The organism is Saccharopolyspora gregorii (genome assembly GCF_024734405.1).
Lineage (GTDB): Bacteria > Actinomycetota > Actinomycetes > Mycobacteriales > Pseudonocardiaceae > Saccharopolyspora_C > Saccharopolyspora_C gregorii.
In genome coordinates this window covers 2815338-2832036 of sequence record NZ_CP059556.1, presented here as the reverse complement: position 1 = coordinate 2832036, position 16699 = coordinate 2815338, and the positions used below count along the sequence as shown (strand labels likewise).

General features: G+C 74.3%; 17 protein-coding genes and 1 riboswitch. Of the genes, 6 read left to right on the top strand and 11 right to left on the bottom strand.

From position 1 onward, the window contains the following. Positions 1-136: 136 nt before the first annotated feature. Positions 137-304: riboswitch (cobalamin riboswitch) on the bottom strand. Between the two features lie 211 nt (positions 305-515). The 7 genes from H1226_RS12180 to H1226_RS12150 all read right to left on the bottom strand — a co-directional run bounded on the left by H1226_RS12180 (position 516) and on the right by H1226_RS12150 (position 7193). Further along, a complete protein-coding gene (locus H1226_RS12180) occupies positions 516-1040 on the bottom strand; it encodes a DUF3558 domain-containing protein (protein ID WP_258349102.1) in 525 nt (174 codons plus the stop codon). Positions 1041-1282: 242 nt separating this feature from the next. Continuing rightward, positions 1283-2257: a 2-hydroxyacid dehydrogenase gene (locus H1226_RS12175; RefSeq protein WP_258349101.1), complete on the bottom strand. Its 975-nt coding sequence runs from the start codon at positions 2255-2257 to the stop codon at positions 1283-1285. A gap of 77 nt (positions 2258-2334) precedes the next feature. Continuing rightward, the gene (locus H1226_RS12170) at positions 2335-3006 is read right to left on the bottom strand and encodes a GntR family transcriptional regulator (protein ID WP_258349100.1); all 672 of its coding nucleotides are present in this window, start codon (positions 3004-3006) and stop codon (positions 2335-2337) included. 22 nt (positions 3007-3028) lie between these two features. Further along, the gene (locus H1226_RS12165; RefSeq protein WP_258349099.1) at positions 3029-3937 is read right to left on the bottom strand and encodes a ribokinase; all 909 of its coding nucleotides are present in this window, start codon (positions 3935-3937) and stop codon (positions 3029-3031) included. Further along, complete coding sequence (locus H1226_RS12160; RefSeq protein ID WP_258349098.1) at positions 3930-4805, bottom strand: dihydrodipicolinate synthase family protein; 876 nt, start codon at positions 4803-4805, stop codon at positions 3930-3932. Before H1226_RS12160 ends, H1226_RS12165 begins: the two co-directional genes overlap by 8 nt. A gap of 22 nt (positions 4806-4827) precedes the next feature. Then, positions 4828-5862 (bottom strand): Ldh family oxidoreductase, encoded by a 1035-nt coding sequence (locus H1226_RS12155; protein WP_258349097.1) that lies wholly within the window; start codon positions 5860-5862, stop codon positions 4828-4830. Then, entirely contained in the window at positions 5859-7193 is a 1335-nt protein-coding gene (locus H1226_RS12150; RefSeq protein WP_258349096.1) for an MFS transporter, read from the bottom strand. The genes H1226_RS12155 and H1226_RS12150 overlap by 4 nt, the downstream gene beginning before the upstream one ends. Before the next feature lie 196 nt (positions 7194-7389). Here H1226_RS12150 and H1226_RS28140 point away from each other — a divergent pair, with 196 nt between their 5' ends. Beyond that, positions 7390-8283, top strand: coding sequence for a ChuX/HutX family heme-like substrate-binding protein (locus H1226_RS28140; protein ID WP_309148808.1), 894 nt, complete (start codon positions 7390-7392; stop codon positions 8281-8283). A gap of 133 nt (positions 8284-8416) precedes the next feature. On the opposite strand, the gene H1226_RS12140 is transcribed toward H1226_RS28140, so the two are convergent. Both H1226_RS12140 and H1226_RS12135 read right to left on the bottom strand, forming a co-directional pair. Continuing rightward, on the bottom strand, positions 8417-9298 hold the full coding sequence (locus tag H1226_RS12140; protein WP_258349095.1) for a manganese catalase family protein: 882 nt from the start codon (positions 9296-9298) through the stop codon (positions 8417-8419). 234 nt (positions 9299-9532) lie between these two features. Beyond that, on the bottom strand, positions 9533-10711 hold the full coding sequence (locus H1226_RS12135) for an FUSC family protein (protein ID WP_258349094.1): 1179 nt from the start codon (positions 10709-10711) through the stop codon (positions 9533-9535). A 140-nt stretch (positions 10712-10851) separates the two neighbouring features. Here H1226_RS12135 and H1226_RS12130 point away from each other — a divergent pair, with 140 nt between their 5' ends. From H1226_RS12130 to H1226_RS12110, 5 genes are all read left to right on the top strand, one after another. After that, positions 10852-12111, top strand: a complete 1260-nt coding sequence (locus tag H1226_RS12130) for an FAD-dependent monooxygenase (RefSeq protein ID WP_258349093.1) — start codon at positions 10852-10854, stop codon at positions 12109-12111. Next, on the top strand, positions 12104-12802 hold the full coding sequence (locus H1226_RS12125) for a TetR/AcrR family transcriptional regulator (RefSeq protein ID WP_258349092.1): 699 nt from the start codon (positions 12104-12106) through the stop codon (positions 12800-12802). Before H1226_RS12130 ends, H1226_RS12125 begins: the two co-directional genes overlap by 8 nt. 134 nt (positions 12803-12936) lie before the next feature. Further along, positions 12937-13389, top strand: a complete 453-nt coding sequence (locus tag H1226_RS12120) for an SPW repeat protein (RefSeq protein ID WP_224956762.1) — start codon at positions 12937-12939, stop codon at positions 13387-13389. Further along, positions 13386-14072, top strand: a complete 687-nt coding sequence (locus tag H1226_RS12115) for a HemK2/MTQ2 family protein methyltransferase (protein WP_258349091.1) — start codon at positions 13386-13388, stop codon at positions 14070-14072. The genes H1226_RS12120 and H1226_RS12115 overlap by 4 nt, the downstream gene beginning before the upstream one ends. Next, positions 14059-14265 (top strand): CDGSH iron-sulfur domain-containing protein, encoded by a 207-nt coding sequence (locus H1226_RS12110; protein ID WP_258349090.1) that lies wholly within the window; start codon positions 14059-14061, stop codon positions 14263-14265. The genes H1226_RS12115 and H1226_RS12110 overlap by 14 nt, the downstream gene beginning before the upstream one ends. Before the next feature lie 193 nt (positions 14266-14458). Here H1226_RS12110 and H1226_RS12105 read toward each other — a convergent pair whose 3' ends face one another. Together H1226_RS12105 and H1226_RS12100 are read right to left on the bottom strand one after the other, a co-directional pair. Then, the gene (locus H1226_RS12105) at positions 14459-15475 is read right to left on the bottom strand and encodes an iron-containing redox enzyme family protein (protein WP_258349089.1); all 1017 of its coding nucleotides are present in this window, start codon (positions 15473-15475) and stop codon (positions 14459-14461) included. Next, positions 15472-16623 carry a carboxylate-amine ligase gene (locus tag H1226_RS12100; protein WP_258349088.1) on the bottom strand — a complete coding sequence of 384 codons (1152 nt, stop codon included), beginning with the start codon at positions 16621-16623 and terminating at the stop codon, positions 15472-15474. The genes H1226_RS12105 and H1226_RS12100 overlap by 4 nt, the downstream gene beginning before the upstream one ends. Positions 16624-16699: the final 76 nt, after the last annotated feature.

Sequence of the window (16699 nt, the reverse complement as noted above, 5' to 3'; positions counted from 1 at the left end):
ACCGGAACGGAACGCACAGCGGCGGGACGAACCCGCGGGGACGACTAGTGTCCGATGTGGACGGTTTGCCGGACTTCCCGGCGCGATGCGGCGATGCGCGACACCACGTACCTCCTCCGGGGCTCCGCGACCCCGCACGAATCGGCACGACGGTGCCAGTCTCCTGGCTCGCGGATCGGCACCGGCCTCCGGCCTTCCCGCCGGGGACCGGCAGTGGCTCGGGTGGAGGACGACTCCCCGCTCACAGTGGCGGGACCGCGCCGGATTCGCACCGGCTTCCTGCACACCGTCGTTCGAACGGCTCAGAAGTTCGCAGCCCCGGTGGCCGATGTCAAGGCCGCGGCCACCGCCCGGAACCCGCACCGCGGTCGGCGGAACCGGTGTCGCCGCAGGTGGCGGACACCGGCGCACGCATCGCCGTTCGCGAATATGACATCGGCGACTCCGGCTCCCGCGCCCGGTGCTGCCACCCCACCGGACGCGGGATCACCGCGACCTCGCCGTGCGCCCGGCGGCTAGGCGGCGGGCCAGGAGGGGACGGCCGCGTCGAGGGCCCGCTCCGCCAGCTCGCACGGGTCGGCGGTGGCACCGCTGGGGATCTTCGACTTCGCCGACACCGCCTGGTCCGCATCGGCGGCCACGACCAGTTCGCAGGTGCCGTCGGCCTTCGGGTCGCCGGAGTTCGCGCGCACCGCCGGGTGCCCGCCGATGGTCAGCTCGCCGAAGTCGGAGTACTCCTCGGCCGCGTCCTGGAAGTCCTGCAGCGACCGGTCCGCGACCACGCCGACCTCCAGCCGCACGCTGTCCCGCGGGGTGCTCCAGGTGCACGCGCCCGCGTCCTCCTTGCCGCCCAGGTGGAATCCCAGCTCGTGAACCGTCTGCTCGGGCACCAGGTCGCAGGGCTTCTCCCCGCTCGCGTCCTTCGGGGAGTCGACCTGCACGCCGCCGCATCCCGCCAGCGACAGCGCGGCGACGACGGCCAAGCCGACCGAACCGAGCCGAACCGCGCCGATGCGGGGCACCGCAACCTTCTCGTTCACACTCATCACGCCTGCCGTTGATCCGGTCCGGATCGGGTCGATCCGGAGAACTCGCGCCCTCCCCGCTGGACGCGTCGATCATGTCCCGCGCGTCCAGCGAGTGGCTCCGGCAGCAACGCGGCTTCGGCCGTACCGCCCAGGAATCGAGCGACCGGCCCGGCGCACCGGCTGCCCCGAGCGGACCCGGACCACCGGCGGCCCCGGCCCCGAAAACGGCTCCCGATGACGAGAACCCGCCAACTTCAGCGGGGGCGCGGCTCGACCCCGTTGACCACGTCGGCGGGCCGCTCCCCGGACAGCACGGCGGCGAGCTTCGCGAACAATTTCCCGCGGAGGTTGTGGTAGGCGTCCCAGGTCACGCCCGCGGTGTGCGGGTTGAGCAGCACGTCCGAGCGGCCCCGCAGCGGCGAGTCCGCGGGCAGCGGTTCCTGCTCGAACACGTCCAGCGCCGCGCCCGCCAGCTGCCCGGAATCCAGGGCCCGCACCAGCGCCCGCTCGTCCAGGACGCCGCCACGCCCCGCGTTGAGCACGTAGCCGCCGCGCCGCATCCGCGCCAGCAGCTCGTCGCCGACCAGGCCGTGCGTGGCGGTGTTCAGCGGCAGGTGCAGGCTCAGCACGTCCGACGCGGCCACCGCCTCGGCCAGCGGCAGGTACTCCCGGCCCGGCTCGGACGGCACCGGGTCGTGCACCACCACCCGGGCGCCGAAGCCGTCCAGGCGGCGGGCCACCGCGCGGCCGATGTTGCCGAAGCCGAGGATCCCGACCGTCAGCGCCGCCAGGTCGCGGCCGCGCAACCCCTCCGGCCCCCAGCCGCCGGATTCCACCTTGCGGTGCCCGGCCGCGTAGTGCCGCAGCAGGAACAGCAGCGAACCGACCGTCCAGTCGGCGACCGCGTCGGCGTTGAACCCGGGCAGGTTCGCCACCGGGATGCCGCGCTCGGCCGCGGCGAGGTGGTCCACGCCGTCGAAGCCGACCGCGACGGACTGCACGAGCTCGCAGCGCGGCATCGCGTCCAGCAGCTCGGCGCCGATCCGCCGCTCCTTCTCCAGCGGGGCCAGCACGATCGTCGCGGTGGCCAGCGCGTCCAGGTGGTCGGCGGGGTCCTGCGCCGGCCCGATCTCGGTGATCCGCAGCCCGGGCAGGTCCGGCAGGTGCTCGCGCAACGACGCCTCGGTGATGTCGTTGAGGTCGTAGAAGCTGACGATGTGACCGGTCATGGTTCCTCTCTCGGGGTGTTCCGGGCGCGCGGAACCCGCTCCCCGCCGGTGGCGAGGAGCCGGGTTCCGCGTGGGTGTCAGGAAGTGGCGGCCCAGATGCGCTGGAGCGCGGCGAGCATCCGCTCCTCGGAGCCCGCCAGGTGCGCGGTGAGCAGCGAGGTGGCGCGCCCCGCATCGCCGTCGGCGATCGAGGACCGCAGCTGCTCGTGCGCGGTGCACACCGGGCCCAGGTCCTCGTCCTCGCTGTTGGTGACCGCGAGCATGCTGGCGAACAGCGGCTCGATCTGCAGCCAGATGGTCAGCAGCCTACGGTTGCCGCTGGCCTCGTAGATGCCGCGGTGGAACCGCAGGTCGTGCTCGGCGAACTCGGCGGCCCGGGGCGGCGTGGCCGTCTCGGACATGCCGCGCAGCCCGCGGAGCATGCCCGCCTCCGAGCGCTGCTCGCCGAGACCGATGGCGCTGGTCACGGCGAGCGTCTCGATGGCCTGCCGGATCGCGTAGAGCTCGCGGACGTCCGCGGCGCTCAGCCCGACCACGTGCACCCCGCGGCGCTGCGGTTCGACCAGGTTCTCCAGCCGCAGCAGCTTCAGCGCGTCGCGGACCGGGCCCCGGCTGACGTCGAAGCTCTCCGCCACGGAGTCCTCGACGAGGTGCGTGCCCGGCGGGATCTCCCCGCGCACGATCCGGTCCCGGAGCGTGCGGGCCAGCCGCTCCCCGAGCGAATCCGCGCGGACGAGCGAGTCGGACATGCATCCTCCCTCGATCACATCGTCAACCGTGGACAATAGTGGTCGCCGCCAGCAGCTCGGTCACCTCGTGCCGGTGCGGCATGCCGCCCGCGCCCGCCCTGGTGACGCTGAGCGCGGCGGCCGCGGCGGCGACCCGGGCGGCTTCGGGCAGCGCGGCCCCTTCCGCGAGGAGCGCGCCGAGCGCCCCGGCGAAGGTGTCCCCGGCGCCGGTGGTGTCCACGGTGGACACCGGCACGGCGGGCACGCGCCCGAGCGAGCGGCCGTCGGCGGCGAGCTCCACTCCGCGCTCCCCGACCGTGACCAGCACCGACCGCCCGCCGGTGGACAGCGCGCGCGCCGCGGTGGCCGGGTCCCGCTCACCGGTGAGCTCGGCGGCCTCGTGCTCGTTGGGCACCAGCACGTCCACCGCGTCGAGCAGTGCGGCGGGGAACGCCCGCACCGGGGCCGGGGTGAGCACGACGGTGCGGCCCAGCCCGGCGGCTTCGACGAGCACCGGCACCGGCACCTCGCCTTGCAGCAGCAGCACGTCCGCGGTCGCGATCGCCGCCCCGTCCGCGGCGCTGAGCCCGGTGAACTCGTCGTTCGCGCCGCCGCAGAAGACGATCGTGTTCTCCCCGGCGGCGTCCACGGTGATGTCGGCGGTGCCGGTCGGCGCCGAGGTGCGCAGCACGCCGGACAGGTCGAGCCCGTCGGCCGCCAGCCGCCGCGCGAGGAAGTCCGCTTCGCCGTCCGCGCCGACGCGCGCGCGGAAGTCGACGGTCGCGCCCATCCGGGCGGCCGCCACCGCCTGGTTCAGCCCCTTGCCGCCGGCGAAGCGGTCCCGGCCGAGACCGCGCACCGTCTCCCCCGGCAGCGGCCTGCGCTCGACCCGGACCACGGTGTCCACGTTGGCGCTGCCGAGCACGCACACGCGCCCGCCGCGCTCAGCCATGGGCGGCGACCGCGCGTTCCAGTTCCGCGCGGCCGGCGGCGCCGACCGGGTCGAGCGCCATCCGGCTGGTGCCCGCGTCGACTCCCTGCAGCGCCAGGCCGGCCTTCATCCGCTCCGGGTCGCCGCGCACCGCCTCCACCGCGAGGTCGACGCCGTCCTGCGCCCGGGACACCGCGTCCGGGTCCCCGGCGGCGACGGCGTCGGCGGCCGCCACGAACGGCTTGGGCAGCACCGAGGCGACCCCGGAGACCACGCCGTCGATGCCGCGCGCGGTCACCCGCGCGATGTCCCGATCACCACCGGTGAAGATCTGGAAATCCGCCGGGACCGCGTGCCGGTAGGCGGCGACCGCGTCCAGCGTCTCCCCGCTGATCTTTGCGCCGACGACCGCGGGCAGCGCGGCGATCCGGCCCAGCAGCTCCGGTCCGACGGCGTTGCCGGTGCGATCGGTGAACAGGTACGCGTACACGTCGAGCCCGTCGGCGTCGGCGGTGGCGGACCGGAAGAACTCCACGATCGCCTCGTCCCCGGCGGGCAGGTAGTACGGGGTGAGCACCGCGACCGAGGTGGCGCCGAGCTCGCGGGCGTCGGCGATCAGCGCCCGCACCTGGAACGCGCTCGGCGCGCCGACGTGCACGACGACCCGCTTGCCGCGCAGCACTTCCAGGCTCAGCCGCGCGAGGTCGTGCCGCTCCTGCTCGGTCAGCGACGGGAATTCGCCGGTGGTGCCGAGCACGAACGCCCCGTCGGTGCCGGAGGCGGCGATGAACTCGAGGATGCGGCGGGAGGCCGCCAGGTCCACCGACCCGTCCGCGGCGAAGCCGACGGGGGCGGCGGTGAGGATGATCGGCCGGTTCGGCGCGGTCATGTCGGTCCTTTCGGGTGGGAGGTCAGGACAGGCTGGTTTCGAGGGCGGCGAGCTCGGCGAGGGTGCCGGGCGGCAGCGAGACGGTGGCCCCGGCCCTGCTGCGCCGTTCCAGGTCGCCGGGCACCAGCACCCCGTCGGCGCGCAGCGCGGCGGCGACCCGGCCGGTGGTCGCGGCGTAGGCGTCCCGCTCGCCGAACGCGCCCGGGTCGAGCGCGATGATCGTGACACCGCCGAGGCCCGCCGGGTCCTCGTCGGGTCCGCGCAGCCGCGCCAGGCCGCGCAGCGAGGCGGCGGACCCGTCGGCGTGCGCGAGGCCGCCGAGCAGCGCGGCGGCCAGGGCAAGCCCGTAGCCCTTGTGCCCGGCGAGCGCGCCACCGAGCGGGGTCAGCGTGCCGTCGGCGTAGAAGTCCTCCGGGCCGGTGCCCGGCCGGCCGTCCGCGGTCAGCACGGCGCCCTCCGGCAGCGGATCACCGGTGCGCTTCGCGGCGTGCACCTTGCCCTCGGCGATGGTCGACATCGAACCGTCGAACACGATCGCGCCGTCGGCGGCGGGGACGCCGACCGACCACGGGTTGGTGTTCAGGAAGGGCCTGCCGCTGCCGCTGCCGAACGGCGCCATGCTGCCCACGCCGGGCCCGGCGGCGCCGACCTGCACGAGCGCGACGAGCCCGCGCGCGGCGAGCCGCTCGGCGTACTCGCCGAGGCGGCCGATGTGGGTGCTGCGGCGGACGGTGGCGGCGGCGACGCCGAGGCGTTCGGCGGCGACGGCGGCCTCCTCGGTGGCCAGCGCGGCGGCGTGGTGGCCGAAGCCGTGGTGACCGTCGACGACGATCGCCGCGGGTGTCGCGCTGACGACTTCCGCGCGCGCCCCGGCGACGATCAGCCCGCGCTCGATCTCGGCGGCGTACTGCGGCAACCGCAGCACCCCGTGGCTGGCGTGCCCGGAGAGCTCGGCCCGCACCAGGTGGTCGGCGACCTCGGTGGCGACCTCCGCGGGGGCGCCGAGCGCGCGCACGACGCCGCGCACCCGGTCGGTCAGCTCGCTGATCTCGATCATGCGGTCTCCTCGGTGGTGAGCGGGCGCAGCCGCGGCATGAAGAACGCGTAGTTCAGCGCGCCGAGCACGGCCACCCCGCCCGCGATCAGCAGCGGCACCGCGAACGACGAGGTGATCCCGGTGATCACGCCGATCAGGATCGGCGAGACGATCCCGGCGCAGTTGGCGGCGGCGTTCTGGATCCCGCCGAGCGAGCCGACGTGCGCGGCGGTGGGCGCCACGTCCGCGGGCAGGCACCACACGGACGCGGCGGCGAAGGTGCTGGAGAAGTACGACACCGACAGCGCCACCAGCGCCGTGCCCACACCGGGCGAGACCACGGCCAGCGCGATCACCGAGGTGCCGAGCAGTCCGCCGACGAGGCAGCCCTTGCGCGCCGTCGTGAGGTCGGTGCCGCGGCGCACCAGCCAGTCCGACACGAGCCCGCCCGTCCAGCCGCCGAGCATCGAGGCGATGCCGGGGACCATCCCGAGGAACCCGAAGTTGAGCAGCGTCAGGTCGTAGGTGTTCACCAGGTACGTCGGGAACCAGGTGATGAAGAAGTACGCGACGAAGTTGATGCAGAAGAAGCCGATCATCATCGACCACACGGCGCGGTGGCGGAACAGCGACTTCCAGGACACCGCGACCGGCTGCTCGGCGTCCGCGCGTTCCTCCTGCCCGGAGCGGATGTGCGCGAGTTCGGCGTCGCCGACCCGCCGGGATTCGCGCGGTGAGCGGTAGAAGAACCACCACCCGACGGCGTAGGCGACGGCGAGGCCGCCGGTCACCAGGAACGAGGCCCGCCAGCCGAAGCTCGCGACGAGCAGCGCGACCAGCGGGATGCACAGCGTCGAGCCGATCGGGTTGCCGTTGTTGAAGGTTCCGGAGGCGAAGCTGCGCTCCCCCTTCGGGAACCACTCGGAGACCACCTGGGCGGCGGCCGGGAACGCGGGCGCCTCCCCGATTCCCAGCAGCAGCCGCAGCACGACCAGCGAGCCGACGCCCCAGGCGAGGCCCATCAGCATCGTGACCGCGCCGAAGACCAGCGCGGACAGCGCGATGAGCTTCCGCGGCCCGAGCCTGCCCGCGAGGAACCCGGCGGGCAGCTGGGCGGCCGAGTAGGTCCAGAAGAACGAGGACAGCAGCACGCCGGCCAGCGCGTCGGACATGCCGAGGTCGGCTTCCATGTCCGGCAGCGCGACGCTGATCGTGGCGCGGTCGAGGTAGTTGACCGCGATGCCCAGCGTCACCGCGGCGAGCACCAGGTAGCGGTACCGGCCGACCTTCGAGCCGGGGGTGGCGCGGCCGGGCGCGCGCTCGCCGCCGGAGGTCAGCGAGTCGGATTCCATGAACGGTTCTCCTTCGAAACCGAACCGGTGGCCGCGTCGCCACCGGGTTCGTGAACCGTAAACCGTTAACGAAACACTCGCAAGAACCGCTCTCCGGCGGGGATCGACCACCGGGCGAGCGCCCCGGAGCGCCACTATTAGGTTAGGCTCGCCTAAGGTTCAGTTCCGTCCCCGCCGACCAGTGAGGACCTCGACGTTGCACCCACCCGATCCGTTCCGCGGCGCCGCGGGCACCGGCGCCCGGACCGACCTCGACCTGCTGCTGAACCGGCCCGGCTCGCACGGCGCGCGGCTCGACCTCGACGTGGACGCGCTCGCCGCACACCTGCCGCTGCTCGACGACTGCGTCGCCATGACCGCCAACGGCACCGCGCTGATCAGCGACCTCGGCACCTACGCCCCGCCCAGCTTCACCGGGGACCCGCTGCCGCTCGTCCCGGACGCCGTGCTGCTGCGGCTGCACCGGCCGTCGGTGCGGGCGTTCGTCGCGATGGACGCCGACGAGGGCCGCCACGAACCACCGGGGCTGTGGATGTTCGACCGCCTGCACCGCGTGGTGCACCGCGGCTACCTGGTATCGCACAGCGGAACCCTCGCCATGGACCTGCTGCGGATGGCGCGGCCCGCCGCGGCGGAGGAAGCACCCGCCGAACCGGCGGACGACTCCTCCGACCAGCTCGGCACCCTCGACGGGCTGCTCGCCGACGCCACCTCCGGAGCCGACGCGGGGGTCGCGGTCGAACCGGCGCAGGTCGTCGACCTGCTCTGCCACCTGTGCGACACCGGGGTACCGCTGAGCATCGGCGTGCTCAACCGCGGCTGCCTCCAGCTGCACACCGGCGCGCTCGACCTCGTCGAGCACCGCGGCAACATGATCACGATGGTCTCCGGCGGCTGCAACGCCGCGTTCCACCCCGCCGACCTCGCCGAGGCCCGCATCACCCGGCCGCACGGCGTGCGCGGTCCCACCTCCGTGGTCCGGCTGCACGCCGCCGACGGCCGCTGCGTCGCCGTCCTCGCCCAACTCGGCCTCACCACCCCGGCCCTCGCCACCACCTGGGAGCAGACCATCAGCGGACTCGTCGGCTGAGCCGGACCCGGCGTGCCGCCCGCGGGCCGTCCGTCCCGGCCTCCTCCATCCCGCCCGGTTTCCGGTCCCTCGACGCGGTTCCGCCGCCACGCCGCGGAATTCCGGCAGTCCACTGGGGAACCGGTTTCCGGCCCTACTCCCGGTGCAGCTTGTCCTGCGCTGTCGCGGCCGTTCGTTCCACCACGTCGGGCACTTCGGTGGTGCCGTAGAACCGGGCGTCCGGATGCGTGGGCGGCGGCATGGGAGCGTTCGTGGTCGGACCCTCGTGGTAGCTGAACTCGCCGTTGCCGTCCGGGGCCGGGCCCGACGCCCACGGACCTTCGGCCGCCCGGGTGCCGTCGCTGAAGTTGAGGTACTGGTAGGAGACCTCGGTCTGCTCCTTGCTCTGCGGGAAGTTGCTGGGCACCGGAAGTTCTTCCACACCCTGCTCACGCAACTCCGCGGCCGCGGCGAGCCACTGGTTCTGGTGCATGGTGTCGCGGGCCAGCAAGAAGGACAGCAGGTCGCGGACGCCCTTGTCGTCGGTCATGTGGTAGAGCCGCGCGACCTGCGCCCGTCCCTGCATCTCCGCGTTGGCGTTGGAGGTGAAGTCCGCCAGCAGGTTCCCGCTCGCCGTGATGAACGCGCCCTGCCAGGGATTTCCCATGCTGTCGACCGGGCGCGCACCCGCGCCCGCGACGATCGCGTGCTGCACGTCGGTGCCGCCGACGACCGCGGCGACCGTCGGGTCCGCCTGCACGGCCTCCTCGGTGATTCCCAGAGGGGACTTCTCCAGCAGTTGCGCGATCATCGTGGCGAGCATCTCGACGTGGCCGAACTCCTCGGCACCGATGCCGAACACCAGGTCGCGGTACTTGCCGGGGACGTGCATGTTCCACGCCTGGAACATGTACTGCATGGCCACCGTGATCTCGCCGTACTGGCCGCCGAGCACTTCTTGGAGCTTGCGGGCGTAGACGGCGTCCGGTTGCTCGGGCTCCGACTTGAACTGCAACTCCTGGCGGTGGAAGAACATGGACCCTCCTGGACAGGTCGCGATCAGGGCGCACGACGGCGACCGCACCCGGACTCGGCTCGACTCCGAGGGTCCGCACCTGACGTCCACGGTCCTGGTGGCGGTGGCCGCGCCGTTCGCCGGCCACCGCCTCGTCGCACTTCCGCCAGGCTAGGGGCGGGGACGGCGCACCGCAGACCGGAGGAACACCGAGAAAGCCCGCCGCACCAAGGATTTCCGCCACCGCGCCCCGCGTCAGCCGAGGCGCTTCAGGTCGTCGTGGGCGCTGATCAGGTCGTCGACCAGGCGGCGCGCGTCGGTGGTGAGCGCGCGGAAGATCGGCCACGGCGTCGCCGTCTCGATCCCCTCCGCCACTCGCCGCTCGGCGAGTTCCGCCCCGCACCGCCGGGCCCGCTCGACGCGGTCGGCGAGCTCCCCGCCGTCGCGCAGGTCGGCCGCGGAGTGCACCTCGCCGAGGCTGCGGCACGCTTCGCCGACCGCGGACAGCAGCTCCCCGAAGGACGAGGTCCACCGCCGCTGCGGCTCGTCCTCGGCCTCGTCGTCGGTGTCGAGCGAGCGCGCCACCGACTGCAACTCGTTGATCACGCGGGTGAGCGCGTTGACCGTGTAGTGGTGCCCGGTGAACGACCGCGGCGCTCCGGCCAGCAGCTTGCGCGGATTGAACCGCTGGGTCTCGGCGGCGTCGTCGAGGCCGTGCCGCGCGCTCGCCGCGAGCCCTTGCAGGTCCTGCGCGCGAGACCACAACTCCTGGGCCCGGTCCCGGGACGGCAGGCCGTCGTCCACGGCCTCGGCGAACTCGTCGAGGCAGTTCGCGACCGACCGGCTCAGCGCGCGCACGTCGTGCTCGGCCGACCGGTAGCGCAACGGCGGGACCAGCACCAGGTTCGTGCCGACGCCGACGACCGAGCCGAGCAGCACCAGCCCGCACAGGGAGCCGAGCTGCGCCCAGCTGGCCTGCTGGTCCTCGGACTGCACGAAGTACTGGTAGGCGAACATCACCGCGACCGCCACCTGCCAGCCCTGGCTGCCCAACCGGCGCCACTGCCCGATGAGCAGGGCCAGCGCCACGACGAGCGCGAACACCGCGATGCCCGCGCCCACCAGCGTGATGACCACCCCGGCCAGCACGATGCCCGAGACCATCGCGGCCAGGTACCGCACCGAGTGGTTCAACGACCGCGACACCGTGGAGTGCACCAGCAGCACCGCCGAGAACGGGGCGAAGGACGCGGCCTGCGCTCCCAGCACGCCGGCCGCGATCCACCAGGACAGGGTCGCGGCCACCACGCCCTTGAGCAGCAGCAGCCAGGTGTCGGCGTGGTCCCGGACGTGCTCGGAGAGCGAGCGCAGCCCGCGCCGGAGCAGTTCCGGCCCGCCTGCGGCACCTCCAGGTCCGGGCTCCTGGGACGTCACCCTCCGACCTCCTCCCGACGGCGCGATCGACGAGCGCGCGTTCACCGGCCATACCCGGACGCGGGCTCCGCACACACGTGATGATGAGACCCGCACCACAGACTGACCAGATGAACATTTCGGTCAGTATGGTCTGAGACATGGGCGACGACATCACCGCGGGCCGCGCGCTCGTGATCGGAGCGGGCATCAGCGGACTCGCCACGGCGGCGCGGCTGCACCGGGCGGGCTGGACACCGGTGCTCGTCGAACGGGCGCCCGCACGCCGCTCCGGCGGCTACTTCATCGCGCTGTTCGGCGCGGGCCGGCACGCCGCGCGGCGGCTCGGGATCCTCGACGCGATGCACGACCGGTCCGGCACCGAGCAGCACCTCGACCTCGACCGGAAGGGCAGGCGCCGACCCGGCACCTCGTTCGCCGACATCCCCGGCAAGCCGTGGGTCATGCTGCGCGGCGACGCGGAGCGGGCCGCGTTCTCGGCGCTGCCCGCGGACGCGGAAGTCCGGTACTCGACGGTGCCGACCGCGATCGAGCAGGACCCGGGCGGAGTGGACGTGACCCTGCTCGACACCGCGGCGGGCACCACGACCACCGAGCGCTACGACCTGGTCGTCGGCGCGGACGGGCTGCGCTCCACCGTGCGCTCCCTCGTCTTCGGCCCGCACGAGGAGCACCTGCACCGGCTGGACTACATGATCGCCGCGTGCGAATACCCGGGCACGCCCCCGGGACTCCTCCCCGGCCAAGGCGCCACGCTGCTCGAACCGGACCGCTCGATGTGGGTCTTCGCGTTCACCGACCACGACCCCACCGTCCTGCTGACCTACCGCACCGACGACGTCGACGCCGAGTTCGCCCGGCCGCCCGGTGAGAGCATCCGGGCCGCCTTCGGACCCCGGCCGCTCGGCGGCACCCTCGGCGACGTGGTGGCCACGGCCGAATCCTCGGACCGGCTGCTGTTCGACTCGGTCGAGCAGGTGCGGCTCGACACCTGGCACCGCGGCCGGGTCGTCCTCGTCGGCGACTCGGCCTGGTGCGTCACGCTCTACGCCGGGATGGGCGTCTCAGCCGGGTTCACCGGCGCGGACCTGCTCGGCGCCGTGCTCGAACGGCACCCGGAGGACGTCGAACGGGCCCTGGGCGAGTGGGAGGCGATGCTGCGCCCGCACATCGAGCGGTTCCAGCGCAACGCCTTCGAGCAGCGCAAGATCTTCGTCGCGGACTCCCGGCGCCAGATCCTGCTGCGCCGGGCGATGCCGAAGCTGGCGAGGACCCGGCCGGGCAAGCGCCTGGTGCAACGGCTGATGCGCCAGGACGACGCGGTCACGGGAGCGAGCGTCGATATCGTGGGCGACGTCCTGGGGGAACCCGCACCGGAACAGGAGGCACCCGTTGGCTGACCTGCCCGAGCACGCTTCGCCGAAAGCGGCGCGCATCCTCGCCGCCGCAGGCGAGCTGCTGCTCGACCGCGGGAGCAAGGGCGTCACGATCGCCGAGGTCGCCAAGCGGGCCCACATCGGCAAGGGAACCGTCTACCTGTACTGGAAGACGAAGGAGGACCTGCTGCTCGGCCTGGTCTGCCGGGACTTCCTCGCGATGGCCGACGACGCGATCGCCGCGGTCACCGCCGACCCTGACCTGGCACGGCCGTCCCGGCTGTGCCCGCGGATGCTGCGCACCGCCACCGAACGCCGGTTCGTCAGCGGGCTGCGCAGCGGGGACGACCACCTGCTCGGGGTGCTGGCCGACGACCCCCGGTCGGCGGACCTGCTCGCCGCGCTGGGGCCGGACGCGGTGATGGCCGACGTGCTGCCGATCTGGCGGGACCACGGGCTCGCGCGCACCGACTGGCCGCTGGCCGAGCAGGCGTTGGCGCTGCACGCGCTGACCACCGGGTTCGCCGCCGCGGCCGTCCGCCCGCCGCGGCTGCCGGTCGACGACCCCGAACGGGTGCTCGCCGCGGCCGTCACCGCGCTGCTCGGCCCGGAGCAGGCAGGGCCGGAGCAGGTCGCGGCGGCCGCCGCCGAGGGGATCCGGCACCTCGTCGCCGGGCGCGCCCTCGCGCTGGCGGTCATCTCCCCCGGCGCCTGACCGCGGCACGCCGGGCCCGCCGGGGACTCGTTCCGGAGATCCGCGGTGCGCGGATCCGCGGAGGCACGTTTCCCCGGCCCGCCCGGCGGCGACCCCTGGAAGGCGAAGGAAACTCCTCGCGAAAGGGGTCCATCATGACCGAGCGGACGTCGCGCGAAGCATCGATGCGCGATCACCCCGACGTGGTGTCGTTGCAGCAGCAGTACGGCGGCGCTCTCGGCTCGCCGCAGACCGTCGTCGCCGACGGCGTGGTCGCGCTGGCCGGGCTGTGGGCGGCGATCTCCCCCTGGGTCCTCGGCTTCGACCTGGCCCAACCGGGCATGCGCACGCACAACCTGATCATCGGTTTGGTCGCGGTCGCCATCGGGCTCGGGCTCACCGGCTTGTTCGAGCGCGGCGGCGGGCTGAGCTGGGTGCTGGTGCCGCTGGGCGCCTGGCTGATCGTGTCCACCTGGATCGTTCCGACCGCCACGCCCTCGGCGGGCATGGTGTGGAGCAACGTCATCGCCGGTGCGCTGCTGATCCTCGCCGGGGCCGGGGCGCTGGGCACGACCCTGATGGGCGGCCGCGGCGGCCGGGCGCGATGACGCGCACCGCATCCGGGACCACCGCCGCCCCACGCTGGCTCAGCGCACCGGGCGTCTACCGGCCGCAGGGCGACACGCGGCTGCTGGAGCGGGCGCTGCGGCAGGAGGAGGTGGACGCCGGAACCCGGGTGCTCGACGTCGGAACCGGCACCGGGGCGCTCGCCCTGGCGGCGGCGCGCGCCGGTGCCGAGGACGTCACCGCGATCGACGTGTCCGCGCGGGCGGTGCTCACCGCCCGCGCGCACGCGCGCCTGCACCGGTTGCCGGTGCGGGCCCGGCGGGTGCGCTCGCTGGAACTCTCGGCGCACGAGCGGTTCGACCTGGTGCTGTCCAACCCGCCGTACGTGCCCTCGGCGCGGGAACGTCCGCCGCGGCACCGCGCCGCGCGGGCCTGGGACGCCGGCCCCGACGGGCGGGCGGTGCTGGACGCGCTGTGCGCCGCGGTGCCCGGGATGCTGCGGCCCGCCGGGGTGCTGCTGCTCGTGCAGTCCTCGGTGTCCGATGTGGACGAAACGGTGCGGCGGCTCGGCACCGCCGGGCTGGACGTGTCGATCCCGGCGCGCCGCACTCAGCCGTTCGGCCCGGTGCTGCGGCGCCGCGCCGGTTTCCTGGCCGAGCGCGGGCTGATCGAACCCGGGCAGCGCTGCGAAGAACTGGTGGTGATCCGCGGTGCCCGGACCTGACCCGGCGCGCCGGGTGCGCGTCGTGCCGGACGGCCCGGTGCTCGTCGACGGGCCGGTGGAGCTGGTCGCGCCCGACGGCACCACCGTGCGCTGCGACCGGTTCGTGGTGGCCGTGTGCGCCTGCCGGCGCAGCCGCCGGTTCCCGCTGTGCGACACCAGCCACCGGCGCCGCACCCGGCGGGACGCCGGTTAGTCCGGCATCCGCGGGGACGTCGGCCGGCCCAGTGATCACCGGGAAGCTGGCTGGCCCAGCGGCCACCGGGCCGCGGGCTGATCCAGCGCTCGCCGGGCCGCCGCTGGTCCAGCGGACGCCGGACTGCCGCTGCTCCAGCGGTCACCGGACGCCCATCGGCTCAGCGGTCACCGGACGCCCGCCGGCTCAGCGGTCACCCGGCCGTCGGCTGATCCAGCGGTCGCCGCAACGAGCTCACCTCCGCGCGCCACGACCCGAGCAGCCGCTCGGCGAGTGCGCCTTCCAGGAATTCCGTCGCCTGGACGCCGAAGACGACGTCGGCCGCCAGCTCCGGTTCCCGGTCGAGCAGGTCCCCGACCACGTCGTGGCGCATGATCTGCTCGTGCACGGCGTCGGCCTCGATGTGCTCGGTGAAGAACCGCAGGCAGGGCGCCGGTGCGTCCAGCCGCTCCAGCGCGGTCGCCAGCCGCTGCGCGCTCGGCGCGGTGCTGATCTCCGCGGCCGCGAAGTGGCCGACGAGCGCCCCCCGCGACGAGCGGTGCAGGCCGAGCATCGACATCAGGTTCACGATCGCGAGCTGCGGCGCGGGCACCACGTCCAGGTACCGCAGGTAGCCGGAATCCATCGCGGCCGCGTCCAGCAGGTCGGCGAACAGCTGCGCGTGCACGTCCTCGCCGCGCCCGCCGCCGAACTCGTCGAACTCGACGGCGACCAGCGCCGCCTTCGCCCGGCCCTGCAGGCGCGGGATGACCCAGGCGTGCGGGTCGGCCTCCTTCAGGTGGTAGATCGACCGGTGCGCGAAGTACTCGCGCATCTGCTCCCACGTCCCGTGGTCGCGGAGGTGGTGCGAGACGCCGTCCCCGGGCACCACCTCGGTCAGCAGCCCGTCGAGCTCGCCCGCCACGTCGTCCCCGCCCGCGACGTGCGCGCGCAGCGCGTCGTGGAACAGGTGTTCCAGGCTCGCGCGCCAGTGCAGCAACCCGGCGTTCCACTCCCAGTCCGGTGCCACGCCGCGGAAACCGCGGTAGTGCAGCTCGTAGCAGGTGTGCAGCGCGAGCGCCACGTCCTCGCCGAACGGGTCGGCGCCGTCCGGCTCGGGCAGCGGCGGGGCGGGCGGCGCGGATCCGAGGGCGGCGACGACCGCCTCGGACAGCGGCCCGCGCGGGCTCGGCAGGCGGGCCGAGGTGGTGCCGGTGGCGGGGGCGCTCATCTGCTCTCCTCTCGGACGTGCTCGGCGCTCGGTTCGGCGGTGCGGCGCGCCAGCGCGAACGCCACGGCGCGGGGTCCCCCGACCGCGGCGCGGCGCTGCCGGTCGGCGCCCGCGCCCCGGCGCACCAGGTTCGCGATCCCCTCGTGCACGACCGCGGCGTCCCCCGCGGCGCGCAGCGCGGGCTCGATCCACTCCAGCAACCGCCGCAGCAGGACGGCGGCGGGCGCGCGGGCCTCGCGGACCGGGTCGACGAGCGAACCGCCGATGCCGTGCCGCGCCGCCGCCCACACCGCAGCCGCCGCGACCTGGTCCCGGACCGCGGGTGGCCGCACGCCCGCCGTCACCGCCAGCAGCGCGGTCCGCACCGCCGCCCGAGCCAGCACCGCGTGGAAAACGGCCTCCTCGGCGGTGGTCAGCGCGTCGGCGACCCGCAGCTCCACGGTCGGCAACCGGGGTGACGGGCGGGCCAGCCAGAAGGACATCTCCGGGTCCACCAGGCTCCCGCAGTCCACCAGCCGCGCGACCTCGTCGCGGTGGGCCGCGGCGGAGTCGAACCGCGGTGGGACGCCCGAACCGGGGAAGCCCAGCTGCTGCACCATCCGCCAGCTCGCGCAGCCGGTGTCCCGGCCCCGGTGGAACGGCGAGTTCACCGTCAGCGCCAGCAAGGTCGGCAGCCACGGCCGCAGGTGGTTCACCACCCCGACCGCCGCCTCCTCGTCCGGGACCGCCACGTGCACGTGGCACCCGCACGCCTGGTACTCGGTCATCACGCTCGCGTAGGCGTCCGCGATGCGGGCGAAGCGGGCCTCATCGGTGATCCCGGGCGGCGGGCCGTCCAGCACCGGCGTACCGGCGGACACCAGCATCGCGTCCCGCCCGGCCGCCGCGGTGGCCAGGCGGCGGCGGTCGTCCACCAGCTGGGCGCGCAGCGCGTCCGCGGTGGTGCACCGGCCGGTCGCGGCCTCCACCTGGCTGCGGTGCAGCTCCGGCTGGAACGTGGCGCCCTCGGCGCGGCCCGGCAGGGCGGCCTCGTCCGCGAGCACGTCGCCCGCGCGCGGAACCGGGCGCGCCGAACGGGCGTCGAGCAGCAGGAACTCCTCCTCCACGCCCATCGTCACGCCGGGGATCGAGGTCCGAGATTCGTTCATCCGGCTGCGCCCCCTGTCGTCACCGCGGGCCGACCCACCGCGTACCCGCGGCCGCGGGATCGACACCTGGAACGCG

Excerpts from the sequence above, each read along its gene's own strand:
- H1226_RS12175 (WP_258349101.1), bottom strand. The coding sequence starts at position 2,257 with ATGACCGGTCACATCGTCAGCTTCTACGACCTCAACGACATCACCGAG.
- H1226_RS12170 (WP_258349100.1), bottom strand. The coding sequence starts at position 3,006 with ATGTCCGACTCGCTCGTCCGCGCGGATTCGCTCGGGGAGCGGCTGGCC.
- H1226_RS12165 (WP_258349099.1), bottom strand. The coding sequence starts at position 3,937 with ATGGCTGAGCGCGGCGGGCGCGTGTGCGTGCTCGGCAGCGCCAACGTG.
- H1226_RS12160 (WP_258349098.1), bottom strand. The coding sequence starts at position 4,805 with ATGACCGCGCCGAACCGGCCGATCATCCTCACCGCCGCCCCCGTCGGC.
- H1226_RS12155 (WP_258349097.1), bottom strand. The coding sequence starts at position 5,862 with ATGATCGAGATCAGCGAGCTGACCGACCGGGTGCGCGGCGTCGTGCGC.
- H1226_RS12150 (WP_258349096.1), bottom strand. The coding sequence starts at position 7,193 with ATGGAATCCGACTCGCTGACCTCCGGCGGCGAGCGCGCGCCCGGCCGC.
- H1226_RS12140 (WP_258349095.1), bottom strand. The coding sequence starts at position 9,298 with ATGTTCTTCCACCGCCAGGAGTTGCAGTTCAAGTCGGAGCCCGAGCAA.
- H1226_RS12130 (WP_258349093.1), top strand. The coding sequence starts at position 10,852 with ATGGGCGACGACATCACCGCGGGCCGCGCGCTCGTGATCGGAGCGGGC.
- H1226_RS12120 (WP_224956762.1), top strand. The coding sequence starts at position 12,937 with ATGACCGAGCGGACGTCGCGCGAAGCATCGATGCGCGATCACCCCGAC.
- H1226_RS12115 (WP_258349091.1), top strand. The coding sequence starts at position 13,386 with ATGACGCGCACCGCATCCGGGACCACCGCCGCCCCACGCTGGCTCAGC.
- H1226_RS12105 (WP_258349089.1), bottom strand. The coding sequence starts at position 15,475 with ATGAGCGCCCCCGCCACCGGCACCACCTCGGCCCGCCTGCCGAGCCCG.
- H1226_RS12100 (WP_258349088.1), bottom strand. The coding sequence starts at position 16,623 with ATGAACGAATCTCGGACCTCGATCCCCGGCGTGACGATGGGCGTGGAG.